18 protein-coding genes are annotated in these 23,260 nt (G+C 72.7%); 12 read left to right on the forward strand and 6 right to left on the reverse strand.

All coding sequences use genetic code 11. The features are described from left to right. Positions 1–127: 127 nt before the first annotated feature. The 7 genes from K7854_RS20325 (at position 128) to K7854_RS20355 (ending at position 6,784) form a co-directional block, all read left to right on the forward strand. Entirely contained in the window at positions 128–1,327 is a 1,200-nt protein-coding gene (locus K7854_RS20325) for an ROK family protein (RefSeq protein WP_226027968.1), read from the forward strand. A 238-nt stretch (positions 1,328–1,565) separates the two neighbouring features. After that, positions 1,566–2,630, forward strand: coding sequence for an ABC transporter substrate-binding protein (locus K7854_RS20330; protein ID WP_226027969.1), 1,065 nt, complete (start codon positions 1,566–1,568; stop codon positions 2,628–2,630). Next, a complete protein-coding gene (locus K7854_RS20335) occupies positions 2,627–3,478 on the forward strand; it encodes an ABC transporter permease (RefSeq protein ID WP_372481048.1) in 852 nt (283 codons plus the stop codon). The genes K7854_RS20330 and K7854_RS20335 overlap by 4 nt, the downstream gene beginning before the upstream one ends. Then, complete coding sequence (locus tag K7854_RS20340; protein WP_226027971.1) at positions 3,454–4,185, forward strand: ABC transporter ATP-binding protein; 732 nt, start codon at positions 3,454–3,456, stop codon at positions 4,183–4,185. Before K7854_RS20335 ends, K7854_RS20340 begins: the two co-directional genes overlap by 25 nt. Beyond that, positions 4,185–5,567: an LLM class flavin-dependent oxidoreductase gene (locus K7854_RS20345; protein ID WP_226027972.1), complete on the forward strand. Its 1,383-nt coding sequence runs from the start codon at positions 4,185–4,187 to the stop codon at positions 5,565–5,567. The genes K7854_RS20340 and K7854_RS20345 overlap by 1 nt, the downstream gene beginning before the upstream one ends. 14 nt (positions 5,568–5,581) lie before the next feature. Then, positions 5,582–6,475 carry a TauD/TfdA dioxygenase family protein gene (locus tag K7854_RS20350; protein ID WP_226027973.1) on the forward strand — a complete coding sequence of 298 codons (894 nt, stop codon included), beginning with the start codon at positions 5,582–5,584 and terminating at the stop codon, positions 6,473–6,475. Between the two features lie 84 nt (positions 6,476–6,559). Continuing rightward, on the forward strand, positions 6,560–6,784 hold the full coding sequence (locus K7854_RS20355) for a hypothetical protein (RefSeq protein ID WP_226027974.1): 225 nt from the start codon (positions 6,560–6,562) through the stop codon (positions 6,782–6,784). A gap of 58 nt (positions 6,785–6,842) precedes the next feature. Here the strand turns inward: K7854_RS20355 and K7854_RS20360 are convergent, their stop codons facing one another. Next, positions 6,843–7,481: a mycothiol-dependent nitroreductase Rv2466c family protein gene (locus K7854_RS20360; RefSeq protein ID WP_226027975.1), complete on the reverse strand. Its 639-nt coding sequence runs from the start codon at positions 7,479–7,481 to the stop codon at positions 6,843–6,845. Positions 7,482–7,658: 177 nt separating this feature from the next. On the opposite strand from K7854_RS20360, the gene pepN (K7854_RS20365) reads away from it, so the two are divergent. Continuing rightward, positions 7,659–10,232 (forward strand): aminopeptidase N, encoded by a 2,574-nt coding sequence (pepN, locus tag K7854_RS20365; protein WP_226027976.1) that lies wholly within the window; start codon positions 7,659–7,661, stop codon positions 10,230–10,232. Positions 10,233–10,554: 322 nt separating this feature from the next. Continuing rightward, complete coding sequence (locus K7854_RS20370) at positions 10,555–11,625, forward strand: hypothetical protein (RefSeq protein ID WP_226027977.1); 1,071 nt, start codon at positions 10,555–10,557, stop codon at positions 11,623–11,625. A 7-nt stretch (positions 11,626–11,632) separates the two neighbouring features. On the opposite strand, the gene K7854_RS20375 is transcribed toward K7854_RS20370, so the two are convergent. Beyond that, positions 11,633–12,772 carry a serine hydrolase domain-containing protein gene (locus K7854_RS20375; protein WP_226027978.1) on the reverse strand — a complete coding sequence of 380 codons (1,140 nt, stop codon included), beginning with the start codon at positions 12,770–12,772 and terminating at the stop codon, positions 11,633–11,635. Positions 12,773–13,159: 387 nt separating this feature from the next. On the opposite strand from K7854_RS20375, the gene K7854_RS20380 reads away from it, so the two are divergent. Further along, positions 13,160–16,453 (forward strand): S8 family serine peptidase, encoded by a 3,294-nt coding sequence (locus K7854_RS20380; protein ID WP_226027979.1) that lies wholly within the window; start codon positions 13,160–13,162, stop codon positions 16,451–16,453. Between the two features lie 73 nt (positions 16,454–16,526). On the opposite strand, the gene K7854_RS20385 is transcribed toward K7854_RS20380, so the two are convergent. Then, positions 16,527–17,267 carry a hypothetical protein gene (locus tag K7854_RS20385; RefSeq protein WP_226027980.1) on the reverse strand — a complete coding sequence of 247 codons (741 nt, stop codon included), beginning with the start codon at positions 17,265–17,267 and terminating at the stop codon, positions 16,527–16,529. A 1-nt stretch (position 17,268) separates the two neighbouring features. Further along, positions 17,269–17,799: an RNA polymerase sigma factor gene (locus K7854_RS20390; RefSeq protein WP_226027981.1), complete on the reverse strand. Its 531-nt coding sequence runs from the start codon at positions 17,797–17,799 to the stop codon at positions 17,269–17,271. Positions 17,800–18,079: 280 nt separating this feature from the next. Here K7854_RS20390 and K7854_RS20395 point away from each other — a divergent pair, with 280 nt between their 5' ends. Beyond that, on the forward strand, positions 18,080–19,096 hold the full coding sequence (locus K7854_RS20395) for an aspartate-semialdehyde dehydrogenase (protein ID WP_226027982.1): 1,017 nt from the start codon (positions 18,080–18,082) through the stop codon (positions 19,094–19,096). A gap of 12 nt (positions 19,097–19,108) precedes the next feature. Here K7854_RS20395 and K7854_RS20400 read toward each other — a convergent pair whose 3' ends face one another. Then, positions 19,109–19,585, reverse strand: coding sequence for a DUF1203 domain-containing protein (locus K7854_RS20400; RefSeq protein ID WP_226027983.1), 477 nt, complete (start codon positions 19,583–19,585; stop codon positions 19,109–19,111). Positions 19,586–19,697: 112 nt separating this feature from the next. On the opposite strand from K7854_RS20400, the gene pepN (K7854_RS20405) reads away from it, so the two are divergent. Beyond that, on the forward strand, positions 19,698–22,271 hold the full coding sequence (gene pepN, locus K7854_RS20405; protein ID WP_226027984.1) for an aminopeptidase N: 2,574 nt from the start codon (positions 19,698–19,700) through the stop codon (positions 22,269–22,271). Positions 22,272–22,345: 74 nt separating this feature from the next. On the opposite strand, the gene K7854_RS20410 is transcribed toward pepN (K7854_RS20405), so the two are convergent. Beyond that, on the reverse strand, positions 22,346–23,248 hold the full coding sequence (locus K7854_RS20410) for a LysR family transcriptional regulator (protein ID WP_226027985.1): 903 nt from the start codon (positions 23,246–23,248) through the stop codon (positions 22,346–22,348). Positions 23,249–23,260: the final 12 nt, after the last annotated feature.

A 23,260-nucleotide genomic window follows, 5' to 3' on the forward strand; every position in this document is an offset into this window, starting at 1 on the left:
ACGGGGCACCACACCCGGGTGCACCCGTCGCACGAGTCAGCAGATCCGTGAGGCGGGCGGGGTGGCACCGGCGCGCCTCCGTCCGTTCAGACGGCGCAGTGTCGGACCGTTCCGGAGGAGACCACCCATGCCCCGTACCGCGGCAGCCCTGACCGCTTCCCCCGTACCGCGCGGCGCAGGCCACGGCCGGCGCCGGGCCACCGCCGGCGTCGTCCTGCGCTCCGTGCTGGAGCACGGGCCGGTGGCGCGCAGCACCATCGCCCGGCTGACCGGGCTGTCCCCGGCGTCCGTGACGGACTACTGCGCGCACTTCACCCGGCTCGGGCTGGTCCGCGAGGCCGAGCCGCCCCGCCGCGCGAAGGCAGTGGGCCGCCCGCACGTGCCGCTGGACCTCGACGACTCGCGGTTCGTGGTGGGCGGGGTGCATGTGGCCGTCCCGTACACCACGGTCGCGCTGCTCGATCTGCGCGGCCGGGTGGTGCGGCGGCGGGAACTGAAGCACGAGCGGACCGACCCGCCGGGGGTGCTGGACCGCGCGGCGCGGGCACTGGCGGAGCTGCTGGCCGAGGTCCGGGACGTCCGCCCGCTCGGGGTCGGGATGGCGGCCGGCGGCTGGGTCGACCGGGACTCCGGCGTGATCGTCGAGCACGGACTGCTGGGCTGGCGCGACGTGCCGGTGCGGGAGATGCTCGGCGCGCGCACCGGGCTGCCGGTCCATGTCGACGGCCACGCACGGGCGTTGGTCAACGGCGAGCGGCTCTTCGGGCGGGCCCGGGGCAGCGGGAGCGTGCTGCACCTCTTCGTCGGCAACGTGGTGGACGCGGCGTTCGCCACCCACGACGAGGTGCACCACGGGCCGCGTTCACAGGCGGGCACGATCGCGCACCTGCCGGTGCCGGGCGGCGACGAGCCGTGCCCGTGCGGTCGTACCGGCTGCCTCCAGGCGGAGCTGGGCGAGCGGACCCTGTGCCACCGGGCCCGCGCGGCCGGGATCACCGACGGGGCCGATCCGCGGCACGTGCTCGCCGCGGCGAACGCGGGCGACCCGGTGGCCGCCGCGCTGCTGCTGGAGCGGTCGCGGGCCACCGGGCGGGCGGCGGGGCTGCTGGCGGATGTCCTCAACCCGGAGACGGTGGTGGTGACCGAGATCGGCGCCATGCACCGGGAGGACTGCCTGGCCGCGTTGCGGGAGGCGGTCGGCGCGGAACGCGCGGCGGACGTCTTCCCCACCAGTTTTCCCGGCTCCGTGCTGGCCGTCGCCGGCGGCTCGGTCGTTCTGGACGTGCTGTACCGGGATCCGCTGGGCGTTTCGGCCGAGGCCAATTAATTCAGAAACGCGGAATGTTGACACCGATCACCGAGGACCGGAAGCATTCACCCCATGAGCTGTCGCACCCTCTGTTGCTGACGCCCCGGCGCGCCCGGAGCGCGTATCCCACCGCGTGAATTCCCTTTTCCGTCGCCGGAATTCCGCATGCCTCACTGCCCGGCACCCCGTTGCTGTGCCGTTTTCCGTCTTCCCGGCCGCCGCCGTGCCCGGTCCGGATGAATCAGGGAGTCCTTCCATGCCCCCTCCGCCTGCCACAGGCCTCGACCGCCGCCTCTTCCTCACCTCGCTGATCGGTGCCTCGGCAGCCGTCGCCGGGCTCGGCGGCTGCGCCGACGGCAGTGCCGCCGCCGAGACGAAGGGCGCCTCCACCGCTCCGCTCGCCGACAAGGTGCCCGAGGGCACCAGTCTGAAGATCTCCTCTTATCAGAACACCCAGCAGATCCAGTTCGAACTAGCCGGACTGAAGGTTCCGTTCGAGGTGTCGGACTGGCTGAACATCGGGGCGGGACCCGACGTCATCAACGCCTTCCGGGCGAACTCCCTGGACCTCGCCAACAACGCGGGAATACCGCCGATCCAGGCCTACTACCAAGGCTTCAAGGCGAAGATCGTCGCGATCAACCTCACTCGGAAACCGAACTACCTGTTCGCCACGAAACCCGGCAGCGACATCCGCACCCCGGCCGACTTCGAGGGCCGGAAGCTGGCCTTCTCCCAGGGGCAGGCGCAGGGCGTCGTACTGCTGCGGGCGCTGAAGAAGGCCGGGCTCGGCTACGACCAGGTGGAGCTGGTGCCGCTGACCAGCAACCAGTTCCTGACCGCGCTCCAGTCCGGCCAGGTGGACATCGCCCCGCTCGCCAACAGCCAGGCGCCCGCCTATCTGAACCAGTACGGGTCCAAGGGCGCGCGCACCATCGAGACCGACGTGGTCGACCTGCTCAGCCTGCTGTGGGCACCGCAGTCCGTACTGAACGACCGCGCGAAGGCCGCCGCCGTCGCCGCCTACATCCCGCAGTGGGTCAAGGGGCTCGTCTGGACGTGGGAGCACCCGGACCAGTGGAACAGGGAGTACTACGTCAAGACGCAGAACCTGACCCTCGCGCAGGCGCAGGCCGTCACCGAACTGGCCAACAAGCCGCTGTTCCCGCCGAGCTGGGACGAGGCGATCGCCTGGGAGCAGGAGACGGCTGACCTGCTCGCGGAGGGCGGCTTCGTGAAGGAGTTCGACGTGACGCAGCTCTTCGACCGCCGCTTCGAGGCCATCGCGGCACGGGCCGCGACGGCGGAGTACCGGAGGTGAGCGCCGTGACCACCCTCGCGACCGCCGAGAGCGCGGTCACCGTCGCCGAGGACGCCCACCAGGTGCGCAGGCGCCGCCGCCTCTCGCCCGGGAAGCGGTGGCCGGCCGCCCGGCTCACCGGACCGCTGCTGGTGGTCGTCCTGTGGACGGCCGCCTCCGCCGCCGGCACGCTGGATCCCGGCGCGATCCCGGCGCCCTGGACGGTGGCCGAGACGGCCGGCCGGCTGTGGTCGGACGGGACGCTCGCCACCGACGTCGTCACCTCGCTGCGCCGCGCCGCGACCGGGTTCTCGATCGGGCTGGGCGCCGGGGTGCTGCTGGCGCTGGCCGCCGGGCTCAGCCGGGTGGGCGACGCCCTGATCGACGGGACGGTACAGCTCAACCGGGCCGTTCCGACGCTGGGCCTGATCCCGCTGTTCATCCTGTGGCTGGGCATCGGGGAGACCTTCAAGATCGCCATCATCGCGATCGTCGTGTACATCCCGATGTACCTGAACACGCACGCCGCGCTGTCCGGCATCGACAGCCGCTACGTCGAACTGGCCGAGGTCCAGGGGCTGTCCCGGCTGCGGTTCATCCGCCAGGTGGTGATCCCCGGCTCGCTGCCCGGCTTCTTCGTGGGGCTCCGGCTCAGTGTCACCGGTTCCTGGCTGGGCCTGGTGGTGCTGGAGCAGATCAACGCCACCAGCGGCCTCGGCTACATGATGTTCCAGGCCCAGAACTACGGCCAGACGGACGTGATCCTCGTCGGCCTGCTGATCTACGGCGTCTTCGGTCTGGTCTCCGACAGCGTGGTCCGGCTGATCGAGCGGAGGGTGCTGTCATGGCGACGCACACTGAGCAGCTGACCCGTCCGGCCGTCCGGCTGCACGGCCTGACCAGGTCCTTCAAGGGCCGTACGGTGCTCGACGGCATCGACCTCGAACTGCCCGCGGGCCAGTTCACCGCGCTGCTGGGGCACAGCGGGTCCGGCAAGAGCACGCTGCTGCGGGCCGTGGCCGGACTGGACCACGGCGTCGAGGGCGAGGGGCGGCTGTCGGCGCCGGAGCGGGTGTCGGTGGTCTTCCAGGACTCCCGGCTGCTGCCCTGGTCCCGGGTGCTGGACAACGTGCTGCTCGGCGCGGAGGGCAAGGAGGCCGCCGAGCGCGGCCGGGCCGCCCTGGCCGAGGTGGGTCTGGCGGGACGCGAACGGGCCTGGCCCGGGGAGCTGTCCGGCGGCGAGGCGCAGCGGGCGGCACTCGCCCGGGCCCTGGTGCGGGAGCCGCAACTGCTCCTCGCCGACGAGCCGTTCGGCGCGCTGGACGCCCTGACCCGGATCCGGATGCACAACCTGCTGCGGGAGCTGTGGGAGCGCCACCGGCCCTCGGTGCTGCTGGTCACCCACGACGTCGACGAGGCGATCGTGCTCGCCGACCGGGTGCTGGTGCTGGAGAACGGCCGTATCGGCCTCGACCTGACCATCGACCACCCCCATCCGCGCTCCTACCGGGAGCCGAAGCTGGGCGAGTACCGGGAGCGGCTGCTGGCCGCCCTGGGCGTGACGGAGGACCACTGATGACCCGCCGGCTGCACCTGAACGCGTTCCTGATGAACACCGGTCACCACGAGGCGTCCTGGCGGCTGCCGGAGAGCGACCCGTACGCCCATGTGAGCCTCGCGCACTACGTGGACCTGGCCCGGACCGCCGAGCGCGGCACCTTCGACTCGCTGTTCCTCGCCGACGGTCCGCAGCTGTGGAACAACCTCGCGCAGCGGCCGGCCGGCGCGCTGGAACCGCTCACCCTGCTGACCGCGCTGGCCACCGCGACCGAGCACATCGGGCTGATCGCCACGGCCTCCACCTCCTACAACTCGCCCTACAACCTGGCCCGCAGGTTCGCCTCGCTGGACATCGTCAGCGGCGGCCGGGCGGGCTGGAACATCGTCACCACCGCGGGGGCCGAGGCGGCCCGCAACTTCGGTCTGGACGCCGAGCCCGCGCACGCCGAGCGGTACGCCCGCGCCGCCGAGTTCGTGGACGTGGCGCTGAAGCTGTGGGACAGCTGGGAGGACGACGCGGTCCTCGCCGACAAGGCGGCCGGCGTGTGGGGCGACGACAGCCGCATCCACCCGCCGCGCCACCGGGGGACGTACTTCAGCGTCGAGGGCGCGCTCAACGTGCCCCGCACCCCGCAGGGCTACCCGCTGCTGGTGCAGGCCGGGTCCTCGACCGACGGCAAGGTCTTCGCGGCCCGGTACGCGGAGGCGGTGTTCACCGCGCAGCAGACGCTCGAGGACGCGCGGTCCTTCTACGCCGACATCAAGAGCCGCACCCGGCTCGCGGGGCGTGATCCGGAGCACCTCAAGGTGCTGCCGGGCATCGTCCCGGTGATCGGGTCCACCGAGGCGGAGGCACGCGCCGCGGAGCAGGTCCTGGAGGACCACATCGTGCACACGCACGGCGTGCGGCGCCTGGAGGACCTGCTGCGGCTGGCGCCCGGCACCCTGGACCTGGACGGTCCGCTGCCGGACGACCTGCCGCCGGAGAGCGCCATCGAGGGGGCCAGGAGCCGCTACACGCTGGTCGTGGAGCTGGCCCGGCGCGAGCGCCTGACCGTGCGGCAGCTGATCGGGCGGCTCGGCGGCGGGCGCGGCCACCTCACCTTCACCGGGACCCCGGAGCAGGTGGCCGACGAGATCGAGACGTGGTTCACGCGGGGTGCGGCCGACGGCTTCAACATCATGCCGCCGGTGCTGCCCTCGGGCCTGGAGACCTTCGTGGACCACGTCGTCCCGGTCCTGCGCGAGCGCGGCCTGCTGCGCACCGCGTACGGACCCCGGCAGACCCTGCGCGAGCGCTACGGGCTGCCCCGGCCCCGCAACCAGTACGTCAGCGACGCCGCCGGCGACCCCGGCCCGGCCACGGCCGGGGCGCCGGCCGCACTCACCCGTATCTGAGAGAGGAACCCGCCATGAGCGAACTGCGGATCACCAAGATCACCTCCCGTATCGGCGCGAAGGTGTCCGGCGTCGACATCGCCCGGCCGCTGGACGCGGCCACCGTCACCGCGCTGGGTGCCGCCCTGGCCGAGCACAAGGCGCTGGTCTTCGACGACGTGCACCTCGACGACGAGGGCCAGCAGGCCTTCGTGCGCGCCTTCGGGGACCTCACCACCGCCCACCCGACGGTCGGCGCCGTGGACGGCGCCCCGAACGTGCTGCCGGTGGACAGCGAGCGGGGCCGGGCCAACCACTGGCACACCGACGTCACCTTCGTCCTCAACCCGCCGCAGGCCACCTCGCTGCGCAGCCTGACGGTCCCGCCGTACGGCGGCGAGACGCTGATCGCGTCCTCGGCGGGCGCCTACCGGGACCTGCCCGAGCCGCTGCGGCGGCTGGCCGACGGCCTGTGGGCGGAGCACACCAACGACTACGACTACGCGGTCCCGGACGAGGACATCGACGCGGAGAAGGCCGCGCACCGGTCCCGGTTCACCTCGATCAAGTACCGCACGGCCCACCCGGTGGTGCGGGTCCACCCGCTGACCGGTGAGCGCGGACTGTTCATCGGCGGGTTCGCGCAGCGGATCGTGGGCCTGTCGGTGGGCGAGTCGCGCAAGCTGCTCGAACTGCTCCAGTCCTACGTCACCCGTCCGGAGAACGTGCTGCGGCACCGCTGGTCGGAGAACCAGCTGGTGCTGTTCGACAACCGCATCACCCAGCACTACGCCGTCGACAACTACGACGGCCGGCCGCGCCGGCTGCACCGGGTGACGCTGGCCGGCCCCGTGCCGGTGGGCATCGAGGGCAAGGAGAGCTACTCCATTGAGGGCGACGCCTCGCACTACACCCCGGTCGCCGCGTAACGGCGGCGCGGACCCGGCCCCGGGCGCAGGGGTAGGGCGCCTCCCGCGGGGGAAATGTCCCACCGTTCACCCGAGGAGGCGCTCATGGCGTACGTACGGTGTCCGAACTGCGGCGACACGATGCACGAGTTCCGCGACCTGGAGGGGGACGAGGAGAAGGCGGCGGCGCGGCGGGCGCTCGCGGAGCTGCTGGCGGACGGGGAGGTCTTCGTCGCCAAGGCCTATCACCGCTGCACGTACAACGGCTGCCGCCGGATCCAGCGCAAGGACCGGTGGCGCGTTGGCGCGACGCTGCCGGCGGAGGACTGACCGCCGGTTCCGTCTCCCCGCGTCCCTGGGCAGGGACGCGGGGACACGCGTGCCCGGCTCAGAGGTTGCTGAAGTCGGGGCCCTTGGTGCGGGTGCGCTTGATCTCGTAGAAGCCCGGCACGGAGGCCACGGCCAGGGTGCCGTCCCAGAGCTTGGCGGCGTCCTCGCCCTTGGGGGCGGGGGTGACGACCGGGCCGAAGAAGGCGAGCTGCTCGCCGTCGGCGCCGGGCACGGCGATGACCGGGGTGCCGACCTCCTGGCCGACCTTGTCGATGCCCTCCTTGTGGGAGGCGCGCAGCTGGGGCTCGTAGGGGGTGCCGTCCCAGTGGTCCATGAGGGACTCGGGCAGGCCGACGTCCTTCAGGGCCGCGGCGACCGTCTCCCGGCCCGGGCCCTCCTCCCGGTTGTGGATGCGGGTGCCGAGCGCGGTGTAGAGGTCACCGAGCACCTCGGCGCCGTGCTCCTGCTGGGCCGCGATGACGACGCGGACCGGGCCCCAGGCCTTGACCTCCAGCATCTCGCGGTACTCCGCGGGCAGCTCGTCGAGCTTGTCCTCGTTGAGGACGGCCAGGCTCATCACGTGCCAGCGGACCTCGATGTCCCTGACCTTCTCCACCTCCAGGACCCAGCGTGAGGTCATCCAGGCCCAGGGGCACAGGGGGTCGAACCAGAAGTCGACGGGCGTCTTCTCCGACATGTCTCTCCTCATGAGGCTGCGCGATGGGTCGTTCGTGGGGGCAACCGGCCGTCCGGTCCACCCATTCCCGGCTGCCGTGCGTCAGGGGCGCATGGCAGGATCGGTGCTGTCCGCATACTGAACACCACGTGACACCACGTATACCGATACCGAACACCATCCGAGGGAGTGCCGCCCGTGCCCGGTGAGAATCTGTCCCGCGACGAGGCCCGGGAGCGGGCCGCCCTGCTGTCCGTCGACGGGTACGAGGTGTCCCTCGACGTGCGCTCGGCCGTCGGCGACGCGCGGGGCGAGGGGCCGCGCACCTTCCGGTCCGTCACCACGATCCGCTTCCGCTGCAACGAGCCCGGCGCGAGCAGCTTCGCCGACCTGGTCGCGCCGAGCGTGACCGCGGTGTCCCTCAACGGCCGCGACCTCGACCCGAGCGAGGTCTTCGACGGCTCCCGGATCGCCCTGGAGGACCTGGCCGCCGACAACGAGCTGGTGGTCGACGCCCAGTGCGCCTACTCCCGCACCGGCGAGGGACTGCACCGCTTCGTCGACCCCGAGGACGGCGAGGTGTACCTGTACACCCAGTACGAGCCGGCCGACTCCCGCCGGGTCTTCGCCAACTTCGAGCAGCCGGACCTCAAGGCCCCCTTCCGCTTCGAGGTGCGCGCGCCCGAGGAGTGGACGGTGTGGTCCAACGGCGCGGGCGAGTGCGCCGACGGGGTCTGGCGGTTCGCGGAGACGAAGCCGATCTCGACGTACATCACGTGCGTGGTCGCCGGTCCGTACCACTACGTGACGGACTCCTACGAGCGGACCTTCGAGGACGGCACCCGGCTGGAGATCCCGCTCGGCGCCCTGTGCCGCAAGGGGCTCGCCCCGCACTTCGACGCCGACGACGTCTTCCTGATCACCAAGCAGGGCCTGGACTTCTTCCACGACCACTTCGACTACCCGTACCCCTTCGGGAAGTACGACCAGGCGTTCGTGCCCGAGTACAACCTCGGCGCGATGGAGAACCCGGGGATGGTGACCTTCCGGGAGGAGTACATCTTCCGCGGGAAGGTGACGCGGGCGTCGTACGAGGGCCGTGCCAACACGATCCTGCACGAGATGGCGCACATGTGGTTCGGCGACCTGGTCACCATGGAGTGGTGGGACGACCTGTGGCTGAAGGAGTCCTTCGCCGACTTCATGGGCGCCTTCGCCAACGTCAACGCGACCCGCTTCAAGGACGCCTGGATCACCTTCGCCAACCGCCGCAAGGCGTGGGCCTACCGCGCCGACCAGCTCCCCTCCACCCACCCGATCACGGCCGACATCCGTGACCTGGAGGACGCCAAGCTGAACTTCGACGGCATCACCTACGCCAAGGGCGCCTCCGCGCTCAAGCAGCTGGTGGCGTACGTCGGGCAGGACGCCTTCCTGGAGGGCGCACGGCGCTACTTCAAGCGGCACGCGTACGGCAACACCCGGCTGGGCGACCTGCTGTCGGTCCTGGAGGAGACCAGCGGGCGGGACATGGCGGCCTGGTCGCGCTCCTGGCTGCAGACGGCCGGCGTCAACTCGCTGACCCCGCAGGTGCTGCTGGGCGCGGACGGCACGGTCGACGAGCTGGCCGTGGTGCAGGAGGCGGCGGAATCCCACCCCGAACTGCGCCCGCACCGGATCGCGGTCGGCCTGTACCGGCGTACGGCCGAGGGCGCCCTGGAGCGGTACGCGCGCGCCGAGGTGGACGTGGAGGGGCCGCGCACGGTGGTCGCGGAGCTGGCCGGTGCCGAGGCGCCCGAGCTGGTCCTGGTCAACGACGACGACCTCACGTACTGCAAGACCCGCTTCGACGACACCTCGCTGGCCACGCTGCGCGAGCACCTGGGCGCCGTGACCGACCCGCTGGCCCGTGCGCTGTGCTGGTCGGCGCTGTGGAACATGACGCGGGACGCGCTGCTGCCGGCGCGGGACTTCGCGGCGCTGGTGCTGCGGTTCGCCGGGCGCGAGTCCGACATCGGCGTGCTGCAGATGCTGCACGCCTGGACCGACTCGGCGCTGGTGCACTACGCCGCCCCCGACTGGCGGGAGACGGGCGGGCGGCTGCTCGCCGAGGGCGCGCTGCGCGAGCTGCGGGACGCGGCGCCGGGCAGCGAGCAGCAGCTGGCGTGGGCGCGGTTCTTCGCGTCGGTGGCGTCCGAGGAGGCGGACCTGGCGCTGCTCGGGGGGCTGCTGGAGGGCACCGAGAAGATCGACGGGCTGGACGTGGACCAGGAGCTGCGCTGGGTGTTCCTGGCCCCGCTCGCGGCCCACGGCGCGGCCGACGAAACCGCCCTGGCCGCCGAGCTGGCCCGCGACGACACCGCCTCCGGCAAGCGCCACCAGGTGCGCTGCCTCGCCTCGCGCCCCTCGGCCGCGGTGAAGGCGCAGGCCTGGGCCCAGGTCGTGGAGTCGGACGCGCTGTCGAACGCGTTGGTGGAGGCGACCATCGCCGGGTTCGCGCAGCCCTCCCAGCGGGAGCTGCTGGCGCCGTACACCGAGAAGTACTTCGCGGCGATCGAGCGGGTGTGGGCCGAGCGGTCCATCCAGATCGGGATGGACGTGGTCCGGGGCCTGTTCCCGTCGCTGCGGGACTCCCGGGACACGCTGGACGCGACCGACGCGTGGCTGTCCGCGCACGAGGGGGCGGCGCCGGCGCTGCGCCGTCTGGTGCTGGAGGCTCGGGACGATCTGGCGCGGGCGTTGCGGGCGCAGGCTTGCGACGGGGGTGCGTGAGGGTTCTGTCGGTCGTCGGGTGCGGGTTCGTTGTGGTTGATCGCGCCCACGCAGCGGAGCCGCACATCGATACAGCCCCGCGCCCCTGAGGGGCGCGCCGTCCTGCCCGGCGCGACATGAACACCGCCCCTTTGGCCAATGATTGAGCGTTCCGTCGTTGTTACGGAATTCGGTCAACAGCAGCCGTAACCCCTGGTCCCACCCTTTCGGACCAGGGGTTTCGGCATCCGAACACCCGTCCTTTAGTCCGGCCTTGTCCCGGTTCGGCGATGGGCGTGTAACAGGGGTTAAGGGGCGGATCGGGCGCGGGAAATTGCCGGTCATGACGCACAACACCCCGCTCTCCCCCCGCCCCCGCCCGCTGCACGAACTGGCCGACGGCAGGCGTCGGCTGATGACGGCCGCGCAGCTGCGGGCGCACGGTGTCTCCGCCGCTCAGTCCAGTGAGCAGTGCCGGCCCGGCGGCCCCTGGCAGCAGCTGCTGCCGAACGTGGTCCTGCTGCACCCGGGCCCGCCGACCAGCGAGGAGCGCCTGCACGCGGTGCTGCTGTACGCGGCACGGGACCGCGCCTCGGGCACCGCATCCGGCGTGAGCGCCTCCGTGCCGGTGCAGCCGGGCGGGGAGCACCCGCCCGGGCCGGCCTACGCCGAGGCGATGATCACCGGCCTGGCCGCGCTGACGCTGCACGGCTTCTCCGCCGCTCCCCCGCTGCCCTCCCTGGACGTCATCGACGTCCTGGTGCCGCGACTGCGTCGGCTGCGCACGACGGGCTGTGCGCGCGTCGTCCGCACCGCCGCGCTGCCGACCGCGGTGGAGCTGACCGGCGTGCCGGTGGCACCGGTGGCGCGGGCCCTGGCGGACGCGGTGGCGGAGCTGACCGACCCGGGCACGGTGCGCCGGCTGCTGACGGAGGCGGTGCGCGGCGGGCACTGCGAACCGGCCGCGGTGGTAGGGGAGCTGAACCGGGCCCGGCTGCTCAGCCGCCCGCACGTGGTGGACGCCGTGGACTCGCTGGTCGCCGAGGGGCGGGCGCTGGCCGAGCAGCGGCTGTACCGGATGGTGCGCGAGCACGCCCTGCCCGAGCCGGTCTGGAACGTCGACCTGCGCCTGCCCGGCGGGCCCCACCTGGGCGGCGTGGACGCCTTCTGGCCCGAGCACGCGGTGGCCCTGGAGCTGGACACCCGGGCGCACCGGCAGCAGGAGGAGGACGCCGCCCGGGCGGAGCACGCCCGCAAGCGCGAGCACCTGGAACGGCTGGGGATCACCGTCGTGCACCTGACCCCGCGCAAGCTGCGGGACTGCCCGGAGCACCAGGCGGCCGTCGTGCGTACGGCACTGATGGCGGCCGGGGACCGGGAGCCCGCGGCGTACGTCGTGGTGCTGCCGCGCTAGGTCGCGGTCACCCGGTGCAGAACTCGGCCTCGATCACCGCCTCGCCGTCGCCGGACCAGTCGCCGTTGAAGTTGAAGGCGAGCGCGTGCCGGCCGTCCCGGGTCGCCACCGCCTCCGACGAGGAGCCGTGGATGCCGCCGGCGTGCCCCCAGACCGTCACCCCGCAGTCCAGTTCCCGCTTGATCAGACCGAGTCCGTACTCGGCGCCGTCCATCGCGGGGACGGTGGTGGTCATCTCGGCGAGCTGCTTGGCGGGCAGCAGCCTGCCGCGGAGCAGGGCGGTGTAGAAGCGGTTCAGATCGGCCGAGCTGGAGACCGCCTCGCCCGACGCGCCGGCGATGGACGGGTTGAGCCGGGTGACGTCGTACGTCGGGCCGGTCGCGGTCTCGGCCAGCTTGGAGTAGGCGCGGCTGCTGGGGCGGGGCAGGCCGGTGCGGGTGCCCGGGAAGGAGGTGGCGCGCAGGTGCAGCGGCTCGGTGATCCGGCGGCGCACCTCCTCGGCGTACGGGCGGCCGGTGGCCTCCTCGATCACCAGGCCGGCCAGGACGTAGTTGGTGTTGGAGTAGGTCCAGGAGGTGCCGGGTGCGAAGTACGGTTCGTGGGCCATGGCGATCGCGACCAGCTCGCGCGGGGTCACCGTGTCGTAGCGGTGCTCGAAGAAGCCGTCCTTGAGGAAGTAGTCGCGGGCGAACCCCTCGTCCTCGGTGTAGTTGTAGACGCCGCTGGTGTGGTTGAGGAGCTGGCGCAGGGTGATCCGGGCACCGTCGTGGCCGTGGCCCGCGACCACGCCCGGCAGCCACCGGTCCACCGAGTCGTCCAGTGAGAGCCGGCCCTCGGCCTCCAGCTGGAGCAGCACGGTGGCGACGAAGGTCTTGGTGATGCTGCCGACCCGGTAGCGGTCCCGCTCGGAGCGCGGCTCGCCGGTGCGCAGATCGCCCACCCCGGCCGTCTCGGACCAGGTGCCGCGGCCGTCGCGGGCGGTCGCCGTGACGCCGGGCACGCCGTCCTCGACGGCGGCCTGCAGGGCCCGGCGGGTCGCGTCGTGGCCGCCGGTGGCGTCGGGCGCGGCCACGGCGGGACCCGCGAGGGCCGCCGACAGGGCCACGGCGGCGGCCGCGAGCAGGGCGGTTCGAACGCGTACGGTCATGTCTTCCCCCATCCTCGGTGCTGCTCGGTCCCGGGAGAGACCGCACCGACCGCAAGAGGGTTGCCGTGGTCCGCGACGGTTGAACGTGATTCGGCCCCTTTTCACCCGCACCGGTGGCGTGCGGTGCGCCGCGGGCAGGGCGGGCGGTACGGGAGGCGCCGGAGGGTGCCGGAGGACCCCACCGGGATTGTCATGACCCGTCCCATGTGTCCTCGATGGCGTATGGCGGAAGTACGCCATGGCTTCTTCCCGTCCCGGACAACTCTCCCCAATCAGTGATCCCTTGAGTAAAGCTGAGCGGTCGTCCGGGATCGGATTCCGGACTGCCTCGGCCAGGGCCGGTCGGCCTTGGTCGTGCCGCTCGCTCCTCCACCCCAAGGGATGCCGATGACCAACACCCCCCAGCGCGAACCGATACCGGGCGCGAGACGCGCGGCCCGCCTGGCCGTGGCCACGGGCCTCGCCGCCGCGCTGGCCGCGGTCGGGCCCGTGCCCGCGGCGCTCGCCGCCGACGGACCCGCTGCGACCGCGCCGCCCGTCGACGCCTCCGTCAAGTCCGCCCACGACAAGCTCGGTTCCGACGACGCGGACCGGCTCACCGAGGCGAAGGCCGACGGCGAGAAGAACATCACGATGATGGTCGCCACCGCGCCGGGCCGGACCGAGCAGGTGGCGAAGGAGCTGGACGGGGTGGCCGGCGGCACCGTCGGCCGCACCTACGACGAGCTGGGCTACGTACGCGCCACCGTCCCCACAGCCAAGGCGGACTCGGCCATCGCGGCCGCCGCGAAGCTCTCCTCCGTGCACGGCATCGACCTGCGCGAGGAGATCCCGCTGGACGACCCGACGCCGAGCGCGGACATGGCGAAGGGCGCCTCGCACCAGGGCCGTTCCTACCCGGCCCCGGACCGCTGGACGCCCGCGAAGAACCCGTACAACCCGTCCTTCGAGACCGGCGCCGTCGACTTCGTGAAGAAGAACCCGAAGTCGGACGGCCGGGGCGTCACCATCGGCATCCTCGACTCCGGCGTCGACCTCGGCCACCCGGCGCTGCAGAAGACCACCACCGGCGAGCGCAAGATCGTGGACTGGGTCACCGCCACCGACCCGGTCGTCGACGGCGACCGCACCTGGCGCCCGATGACCACCTCCGTCTCCGGGCCCACCTTCACCTACGGCGGGCAGACCTGGACGGCGCCCGCGGGCTCGTACCGGGTCAGCACCTTCCTGGAGTCGTACACCACCGGCGGTGACGCCGCGGGCGACGCCAACCGGGACGGCGACACCACCGACTCCTGGGGCGTCCTGTACGACGCCGAGGCCGGCACGGTCCGCGTCGACCTGAACAACAACCACGACTTCTCCGACGACACCCCGATGAAGCCCTACAAGAACGGCTTCCAGGTCGGGTACTTCGGCACCGACGACCCGAAGACGGACGTGGCCGAGCGCCAGCCCTTCGTCGTCGAGGTCCGCAAGGACGTCGTCTACAACTCCTCCGGCACCAAGGCCGACTTCGTCAACATCGGCGTCATCGAGTCCGAGCACGGCACGCACGTCGCCGGACTCGCCGCCGCCAACGGGCTGTTCGGCGGCCGGATGGACGGCGCCGCGCCCGGCGCGCAGATCGTCTCCTCCCGCGCGTGCACCTGGAGCGGCGGCTGCACCAACGTCGCGCTCACCGAGGGCATGATCGACCTCGTGGTCAACCGCGGCGTCGACATCGTCAACATGTCGATCGGCGGACTGCCCGCCCTCAACGACGGCAACAACGCCCGCGCCGAGCTGTACACGCGGCTCATCGACACCTACGGCGTGCAGCTGGTCATCTCCGCGGGCAACTCGGGCCCCGGCGCCAACACCATCGGCGACCCCGGCCTCGCCGACAAGGTGATCTCGGTCGGCGCGTCCATCTCGCGCGAGACCTGGGCCGCCAACTACGGCTCCCAGGTGCGGACCGAGTACCAGATGATGCCGTTCTCCTCGCGCGGCCCGCGTGAGGACGGCGGCTTCACGCCGACGCTGACCGCGCCCGGCGCGGCGGTCAACTCCATCCAGACCTGGATGCCCGGCGCCCCGGTCCCGGAGGCGGGCTACGACCTGCCCGCCGGTTACGGCATGCTCCAGGGCACCTCGATGGCCTCCCCGCAGGCCGCGGGCGCCTCGGCGCTGCTGCTGTCGGCGGCCAAGCAGGCCCGCATCGACCTCACCCCGGCGAAGCTGCGCACCGCGCTGACCTCCACCGCCGACCACATCAAGGGCGTGCAGGCGTACGAGGAGGGCGCGGGCCTGATCGACATTCCCGCCGCCTGGAAGTCGATCCGGCGCGGCGCCACCGCCCACGAGTACACGGTCAAGGCACCGGTCGACACCGCGATCGACCAGTTCCTCGAGACCCCGGGCTACGGCACCGGCCTGTACGACCGCGAGGGCGGCCTGAAGGCCGGGCAGAAGAAGACGTACGAGATCACACTCACCCGCACCACCGGCGCCGACCGGCCGGTCCGGCACGAGCTGGACTTCGAGAACAACGCGGGGCACACCTTCCGGATCGCCGGACGGGACTCGGTGTACCTGCCGCTGAACGAGCCGGTCACCGTCAAGGTCGAGGCGCGGCCCGGTTCCGCCGGTCTCAAGAGCGCGATCCTGGAGGTCGACGACCCGCGCACCGAGGGCGTCGACCAGCAGGTCCTGACCACGGTCGTGGTCTCCGCCCCGCTGAAGTACGACTTCTCCGCGAAGGGCTCGGTGCAGCGCAACGACACCACGTCGTACTTCGTGACCGTCCCCGAGGGCGCGAAGTCGCTGGAGGTGGCGATCGGCGGGCTCAAGGGCGGGAGCCAGACCCGGTTCATCTCCATCCACCCGTACGGCGTCCCGTCCGACAACACCTCCACGCCGTACTGCTACAACAACTACCTCGACGGCAACGGCTGCCGACCCGACGTGCGCGCGTACGCCGACCCGCAGCCCGGCGTCTGGGAGGTCGAGGTCGAGGCCCGGCGCACCTCGCCGCTGCTCGACAACCCCTACGAGCTGGACGTCACCGTGCTCGGCGCGGCCTTCGACCCGGAGGTCGTCACGGTGCCCGAGGCGAAGGCCGGCACCCCGGCCGACGCCTCCTGGACGGTGACCAACCAGTACGCCCCGCTCGACGGCAAGCTGGTCGGCGGCCCGCTCGGCTCGTCCGAGACCTCCCGCCCGACGATCAAGCAGGGCGAGACGGCCACCTCCACGGTCGAGGTGCCCGAGGGCGCCGAGTCGCTGGACGTCGCCATCGGGGGCGTCTCCGACGCGGCCGCCGACCTGGACCTGACGGTCTACGGCGAGGACGGCTCCGTCGTCGCCCAGTCCGCCGACGGCGACTCGGAGGAGTCGGTCTCCCTGGCCAAGCCGGCCGCCGGTACGTACACCGTCGAGGTCGCGGGCTACTCGGTGCCCTCGGGCAGCACGGAGTACGACTACCGGGACGTGTACTTCGCCGACACCCTCGGCTCGGTCACCGTGGACGCGGCGGCGGTGAAGCTCGGCACGGGCGACTCGGCGACGGTCTCCGGCAGCGTCACGGCCCTGGCCGCCGCCCCCGAGGGCCGCGAGTTCTTCGGCCGGGTCCAGCTGGTCAACGCCCACGGCACGGTCGCGGGCCTGGGCAGCGTGCGGATCGGGAAGGTCGTGCCGTAGTCCGGTGCGGTACGGGGAAGGGGCGGGCGCGCCTCGTGTCGGGCGCCCGCCCCTTTCGCTTGCCCCGGGTGGGTCAGTCGCAGGTGAGGGTGCGCGACTCCGGGAGGGAGGCGGTGATCCAGGCGCGGGCGGTGGCGATGTTCCGCTCGCCGGTGATCACCGTGTCCGCGGTGGGCCGGTCCCGCAGGGCGCCGACCAGCACCCGGTCGCCGGGGCGCAGGGTGGCGAGGCCGTCGTCCAGCACGAACGTCGGCGCCGGGCCGGTGCTCCCCCCGGGTGCGTAGGACTGCGTCACCCGCAGCGTGATCCGGTGCCGTGCGCTGCCCGGCACCGGATCGGCGGCGGTCACCGTGCCCTCGGCGACCAGCCGGGCGCAGGCGAGGTAGCGGGGGGTGCCGAAGACGACGGCGGCCTCCTGGCCCGCGGAGGGGCTGCTCGGCCGCACGGCGGACTTGTCGGCCGCGCTGCCGCTCGCCGCGTCCTCGGAGGCACCGCTGCCGCTCTGCACCACCAGCCAGCCCAGGCCCGCGACCACGACCCCCGCGCAGGCCGCCGCGAGGACGCCGAACGCGAGGCGGAAGGGGCGGCGGCGCGGCGCCGGGGCCCGGACGGGTTCCAAAGCCGGGTCCTGTGCCGGTACGTCCTCGGCCAGGGCGTCGCCGAGCAGGTTCAGCTGCTCCCGCAGCAGCGCCACGTCGGCCGTCGCCGACCGGTGCTCGCCCCGGGCGTCCGGCCCCGCGTCGGGCGGCAGCGGCTCGCCCGTGATCGCGGCCATCAGCGCGTCGTACCCACCGGGGTGCCGTTCGGCGGCCATCTCACACCACCTCGTCCTCGTGCAGGCGGGCGCGCAGGGCCCGTACCGCCGTGTGCAGCCTGCTCTTGACCGTGCCCTCGGGGATGCCCAGCTCCTCGGCGATGCCGCGCACCGGCAGATCGGCGTAGAAGCGCAGGACGAGGACCTGGCGCTGGGCGTCGGGCAGCTCGTCCAGGCCCTGCGCGACGGCGAGGGACAGGACGCTGGCGTCCTCGTCGCCGGGGTGCTCCGTCTGGCGCAGCGCGGCCAGGCGTTCCCCGAGGCGGTCCTGGCGGCGCCTGGCCCGGTGCCAGTCCATGGCCAGGTTGGAGGCGACGACCGCCGCCCAGGCGGACACGTCGCGCGGCGCCTCGCGGCCACTGGCCGTCCGCTCCAGCAGCCGCAGGCGGACCTGCTGCACCCCGTCCGGCAGGTCCGCCTGCGGCACCCCGCCCAGCGCGAGCACCGCCCGCACCCGGCGTTCCTGTGCCGCGTCCAGGGGGTCGTCGCGTACGTCGTCCCCCTGGCCGCGGCGGGTCCGTCTGCGCAGCACCGCACCCCTCCCCCTCGGCCCTCTTCTCGCGTCTCCCCTATGACGCGGCAGCGGTCCGAAACGTTCGCCCGCCCGGTCGCCTTTCGGCGCGAGGCGTACGTCACATCGTCGTGTGGCGCGGGAAGGGATGGGCAGGGGCGGACCGAGCCCTGGCGTCCCAAGGTGCGGGAACACCGCGCAAAGGATTGGACAGGCGGGCCGGGCTTCGCCCCATGATGGAAAAGTCTCGGCCGAGCAAAGCGCGCGTGAAGACACGCGCACGAACGGAGAAGGAGTCACCGTGAGGGTCGGAATCGTCGGAGCCACCGGTCAGGTGGGCACGGTCATGCGCAGGATCCTCACGGAGCGCGACTTCCCGGTCACCGAGCTGCGCCTGTTCGCCTCGGCGCGCAGCGCGGGCAAGGAGCTGGACGGCGTGACGGTGGAGGACGCGGCCACCGCCGACTACTCCGGGCTCGACATCGTGCTGTTCTCGGCGGGCGGCGCCACCTCCAAGGCGCTGGCCGAAAAGGTCGCCTCGCAGGGCCCCGTCGTGATCGACAACTCCTCCGCCTGGCGCCGCGACCCCGAGGTCCCGCTGGTGGTGTCCGAGGTGAACCCGCACGCGATCGCCGACCGCCCCAAGGGCATCATCGCCAACCCGAACTGCACCACGATGGCCGCGATGCCGGTGCTGCGTCCGCTGCACGCGGAGGCGGGCCTGGAGGCCCTCGTCGTCGCCACCTACCAGGCGGTGTCCGGCTCCGGCCTGGCCGGCGTGGACGAGCTGTTCGAGCAGGTCCAGAAGGTCGGCGCGGACGCCCCCAAGCTGACCCACGACGGTTCGGCCGCCGAGTTCCCGAAGCCCGAGAAGTACGTGGCGCCGATCGCGTACAACGTGCTGCCGCTGGCCGGGTCCATCGTCGACGACGGTCTGCACGAGACGGACGAGGAGCAGAAGCTCCGCAACGAGTCCCGCAAGATCCTGGAGATCCCGGAGCTGAAGGTGTCCGGCACCTGTGTGCGCGTGCCCGTCTTCAGCGGCCACTCCCTGCAGATCAACGCCCGTTTCGCCCGCCCGATCAGCGTGGAGCGCGCCAAGGAGCTGCTGGCCGGCGCCCCCGGCGTGGCGCTCACCGAGGTGCCGACCCCGCTCCAGGCGGCCGGCCAGGACCCGTCCTACGTGGGCCGGATCCGCCAGGACGAGACCGTGGACAACGGCCTCGCCCTGTTCGTCTCCAACGACAACCTGCGCAAGGGCGCGGCCCTGAACGCGGTGCAGATCGCGGAGCTGGTGGCGGCGGAGCTGAAGGGCTGACGAGCTGGGCCCTCAGCCCCGCCTGACCTCGTAGAGGAAGCAGCCGTACTCGACGGCCCGGACGTGGACGAACGCCACGGCCGGGTCGTCGAACGCTTCCCGGAGGGCGTACGCGAAGGCGCCGGGGTCCCCGATCAGCCGCCCGCCCAGGATGTGCCCGTGGGCGGAGTAGCGGCGCAGGACGCGGTGCGAGTTGGTGAAGGGGAGGCGGTCCGTCTCCGGCCCCGCGCACTCCTCGGCGTGGACGAAGACCGGCCCCTGCTCGTCGTAGGGGCCCGGATCGGCGCCCGTGGCCGCCGCCCAGCGGCGCAGCGGGGCGTAGGAGACGAGCGCGATCCGCTCGCCGGCGCGGCTGTGGCGCAGGCAGCAGCGCAGCGGGGCGCCGCCCTCGTGGTCGGTCACGGGAGCGGGGACGCGGCCCGCGTCGTCGGCGGCGCGGAGTTCCTTGAGCACGTCCGGCGGGACGGGGTGTGCGGTGTGGCCTTTCATGGGACCAGGCTCGCGCGTAGGCGCGCCGCGCACCGGCGGGAAATGGACATCGCGTTCCGTCCCGGCCACGTGGAAGGATGGCGCAACCCACACATAACGAGGAGATGACCGCGTGCCTGGCACAAACCTGACTCGCGAAGAGGCGCGGCAGCGGGCGACGCTGCTGACCGTTGACTCGTACGAGATCGATCTCGACCTCACCGGCGCGCAGGAGGGCGGCACCTACCGGTCCGTGACCACGGTGCGCTTCGACGTCGCCGAGGGCGGCGGCGAGTCCTTCATCGACCTGGTCGCGCCGACGGTCCACGAGGTGACGCTGAACGGCGACGCCCTCGACCCCGCCGAGGTGTTCCAGGACTCCCGCATCGCCCTGCCGGGGCTGCTGCCGGGCCGCAACGTGCTGCGCGTGGTCGCGGACTGCGCGTACACCAACACCGGCGAGGGCCTGCACCGCTTCGTCGACCCGGTGGACGACCAGGCGTACCTGTACACCCAGTTCGAGGTGCCGGACGCGCGCCGGGTCTTCGCGAGCTTCGAGCAGCCGGACCTGAAGGCGACGTTCCGGTTCACCGTGAAGGCCCCCGAGGGCTGGACGGTCGTCTCCAACTCCCCGACCCCCGAACCGAAGGACAACGTCTGGGAGTTCGAGCCGACCCCGCGCATCTCGTCGTACATCACGGCGCTGATCGTCGGCCCGTACCACTCGGTGCACAGCGTGTACGAGAAGGACGGCCAGTCCGTGCCGCTCGGCATCTACTGCCGTCCCTCGCTCGCCGAGCACCTGGACGCGGACGCCATCTTCGAGGTCACCCGGCAGGGCTTCGACTGGTTCCAGGAGAAGTTCGACTACGCCTACCCGTTCAAGAAGTACGACCAGCTCTTCGTGCCGGAGTTCAACGCGGGCGCGATGGAGAACGCGGGCGCGGTGACCATCCGGGACCAGTACGTGTTCCGTTCCAAGGTGACGGACGCCGCGTACGAGGGCCGGGCGGCCACGATCCTGCACGAGCTGGCGCACATGTGGTTCGGCGACCTGGTCACCATGGAGTGGTGGAACGACCTGTGGCTGAACGAGTCGTTCGCCACCTACTCCGAGGCCGCCTGCCAGGCCGCCGCGCCCGGCTCGAAGTGGCCGCACTCCTGGACGACGTTCGCCAACCAGATGAAGACCTGGGCGTACCGGCAGGACCAGCTGCCGTCCACCCACCCGATCATGGCGGACATCAACGACCTGGACGACGTGCTGGTCAACTTCGACGGCATCACGTACGCCAAGGGCGCCAGCGTGCTCAAGCAGCTCGTCGCGTACGTCGGTGAGGACGCGTTCTTCCGGGGCGTGCAGGCGTACTTCAAGCGGCACGCGTTCGGCAACACCCGCCTGTCCGACCTGCTGGGCGCGCTGGAGGAGACCTCGGGGCGCGACCTCAAGACCTGGTCGAAGGCGTGGCTGGAGACGGCCGGCATCAACGTGCTGCGCCCGGAGATCGAGACGGACGCCGAGGGTGTCATCACCTCCTTCGCCATCCGCCAGGAGGCCCCCGCGCTGCCCGCCGGGGCGAAGGGCGAGCCGACCCTGCGCCCGCACCGCATCGCGATCGGCGCCTACGACCTCGACGGCGACGGCAGGCTGGTGCGCGGCGACCGCGTCGAGCTGGACGTCGACGGCGAGCTGACGGACGTACCGCAGCTGGTCGGCAAGGCCCGCCCGGCGGTGCTCCTGCTCAACGACGACGACCTGTCGTACGCCAAGGTCCGCCTGGACGAGCAGTCGCTCGCCGTGGTCACCGAGCACCTCGGCGACTTCACCGAGTCGCTGCCGCGCGCCCTGTGCTGGGCGTCGGCCTGGGACATGACCCGGGACGCGGAGCTGGCCACCCGCGACTACCTGTCGCTGGTGCTGTCCGGCATCGGCAAGGAGTCCGACATCGGCGTGGTGCAGTCGCTGCAGCGCCAGGTGAAGCTGGCCATCGACCAGTACGCCGCCCCGACCGCCCGCGAGGCGCTGCTCACCCGCTGGACCGAGGCCACGCTGGCCCACCTGCGCGCCGCCGAGGCGGGCAGCGACCACCAGCTGGCGTGGGCGCGGGCGTTCGCGGCGACGGCCAGGACGCCGGAGCAGCTGGACCTGCTCGACGCGCTGCTCGACGGCACGCAGACGATCGAGGGCCTGGCCGTCGACACCGAGCTGCGCTGGGCGTTCGTGCAGCGGCTGGCGGCCGTGGGCCGGTTCGGCAGTTCGGAGATCGCCGCCGAGTACGAGCGGGACAAGACCGCCGCCGGTGAGCGCCACGCGGCCACCGCGCGGGCCGCCCGCCCGACCGAGGCGGCCAAGGCGGAGGCCTGGGAGTCGGTAGTGGAGTCCGACAAGCTGCCGAACGCCGTCCAGGAGGCGGTCATCGCCGGTTTCGTCCAGACCGACCAGCGCGAGCTGCTGGCGGCGTACGCGGAGCGGTACTTCGAGGCGCTGAAGGGCGTCTGGGAGTCCCGGTCCCACGAGATGGCCCAGCAGATCGCGGTCGGCCTGTACCCGGCGGTGCAGGTGTCCCAGGAGACCCTGGACCGCACGGACGCGTGGCTGGCCTCCGCCGAGCCGAACGCGGCCCTGCGCCGACTGGTCTCGGAGTCCCGCTCCGGCATCGAGCGCGCACTGAAGGCGCAGGCGGCGGACGCGGCGGCGGCCGAGTAGGCGGTCGCCGAGCAGGCGGGGCGTCCGGTGTCGCACCGGGCGCCCCTTGCCCGTGCCGGTGCGGCGTCCGGTGTTCAGGGGCGCGCGTCCGCCGCCGTGTGCAGGGCCGTGAGTACGGTCGCGACGGCGGCGCCCTGCTCCGCGCCCTTGCGCACGGCCGCGACCACGTGCCGGACGGGGCGGTCCTCGCGGAGTTCGCGCATCACCACCCCGTCCCGGGGGACGGCCGCCATGCGCGGGACCAGGGCGACGCCCATGCCCGCCTCGACCATGGCGAGGATGGCCGGCCAGCCGGCCGCCGCGTGCCCCTGGTGTGGCCGGAACCCGGCGGCCTCGCAGGCGCCGCGCGTGATGTCGGACCAGGGCCCGCTGGCGCCGAAGATCCACGGCTCGGCGGCGAGGTCGGCCAGCCGCAGCCGCTCCGCGCGGGCCAGCGGGTGGTCGCCGGGGAGGGCGACGTCCAGCGGGTCGGCGAGCAGCGGGACGCGGGTGAAGCGCGGGTCGACGACGCTCGGCGCCTGCGCGGCCAGCGACAGCGCGAGGTCCACCTCCCCGGTGGCCAGCAGCTCGTACGCCTCCTGCGCCTCGGCTTCCCGCACCCGCACCGCGATCGCCGGGTGCGTGCCGCGCAGCGCGGTGACGGCCGGAACGACGAGGGCGGGTACGGCGGTGGAGAAGGCGCCGACCCGGACCTCGCCCGCCTCTCCCCGGACATGTGCCGCCAACTCGGCGTCGGCGCGCTCCAGTTGCTCGAACACGGCCTCGGCGTGCCGCAGCACCAGGCGCGCCGCGTCCGTCAGCCGGACCCTCCGGCCGTGGGCCCGGAGCAGTTCCACCCCGAGTTGCTTGGAGAGGTTCGTCAGCTGCTGGGAGACGGCGGACGGCGTCATGTGCAGCGCCTCGGCCGTCGCGGTCACCGTGCCCCTCTCGCGCAGCGTCCGCAGGATGTGCAGCTTGCGGATGTCCCAGTCGGCCATGGCGGCAACCTA

It is taken from the genome of Streptomyces hyderabadensis (assembly GCF_020404845.1).
GTDB lineage: Bacteria > Actinomycetota > Actinomycetes > Streptomycetales > Streptomycetaceae > Streptomyces > Streptomyces hyderabadensis.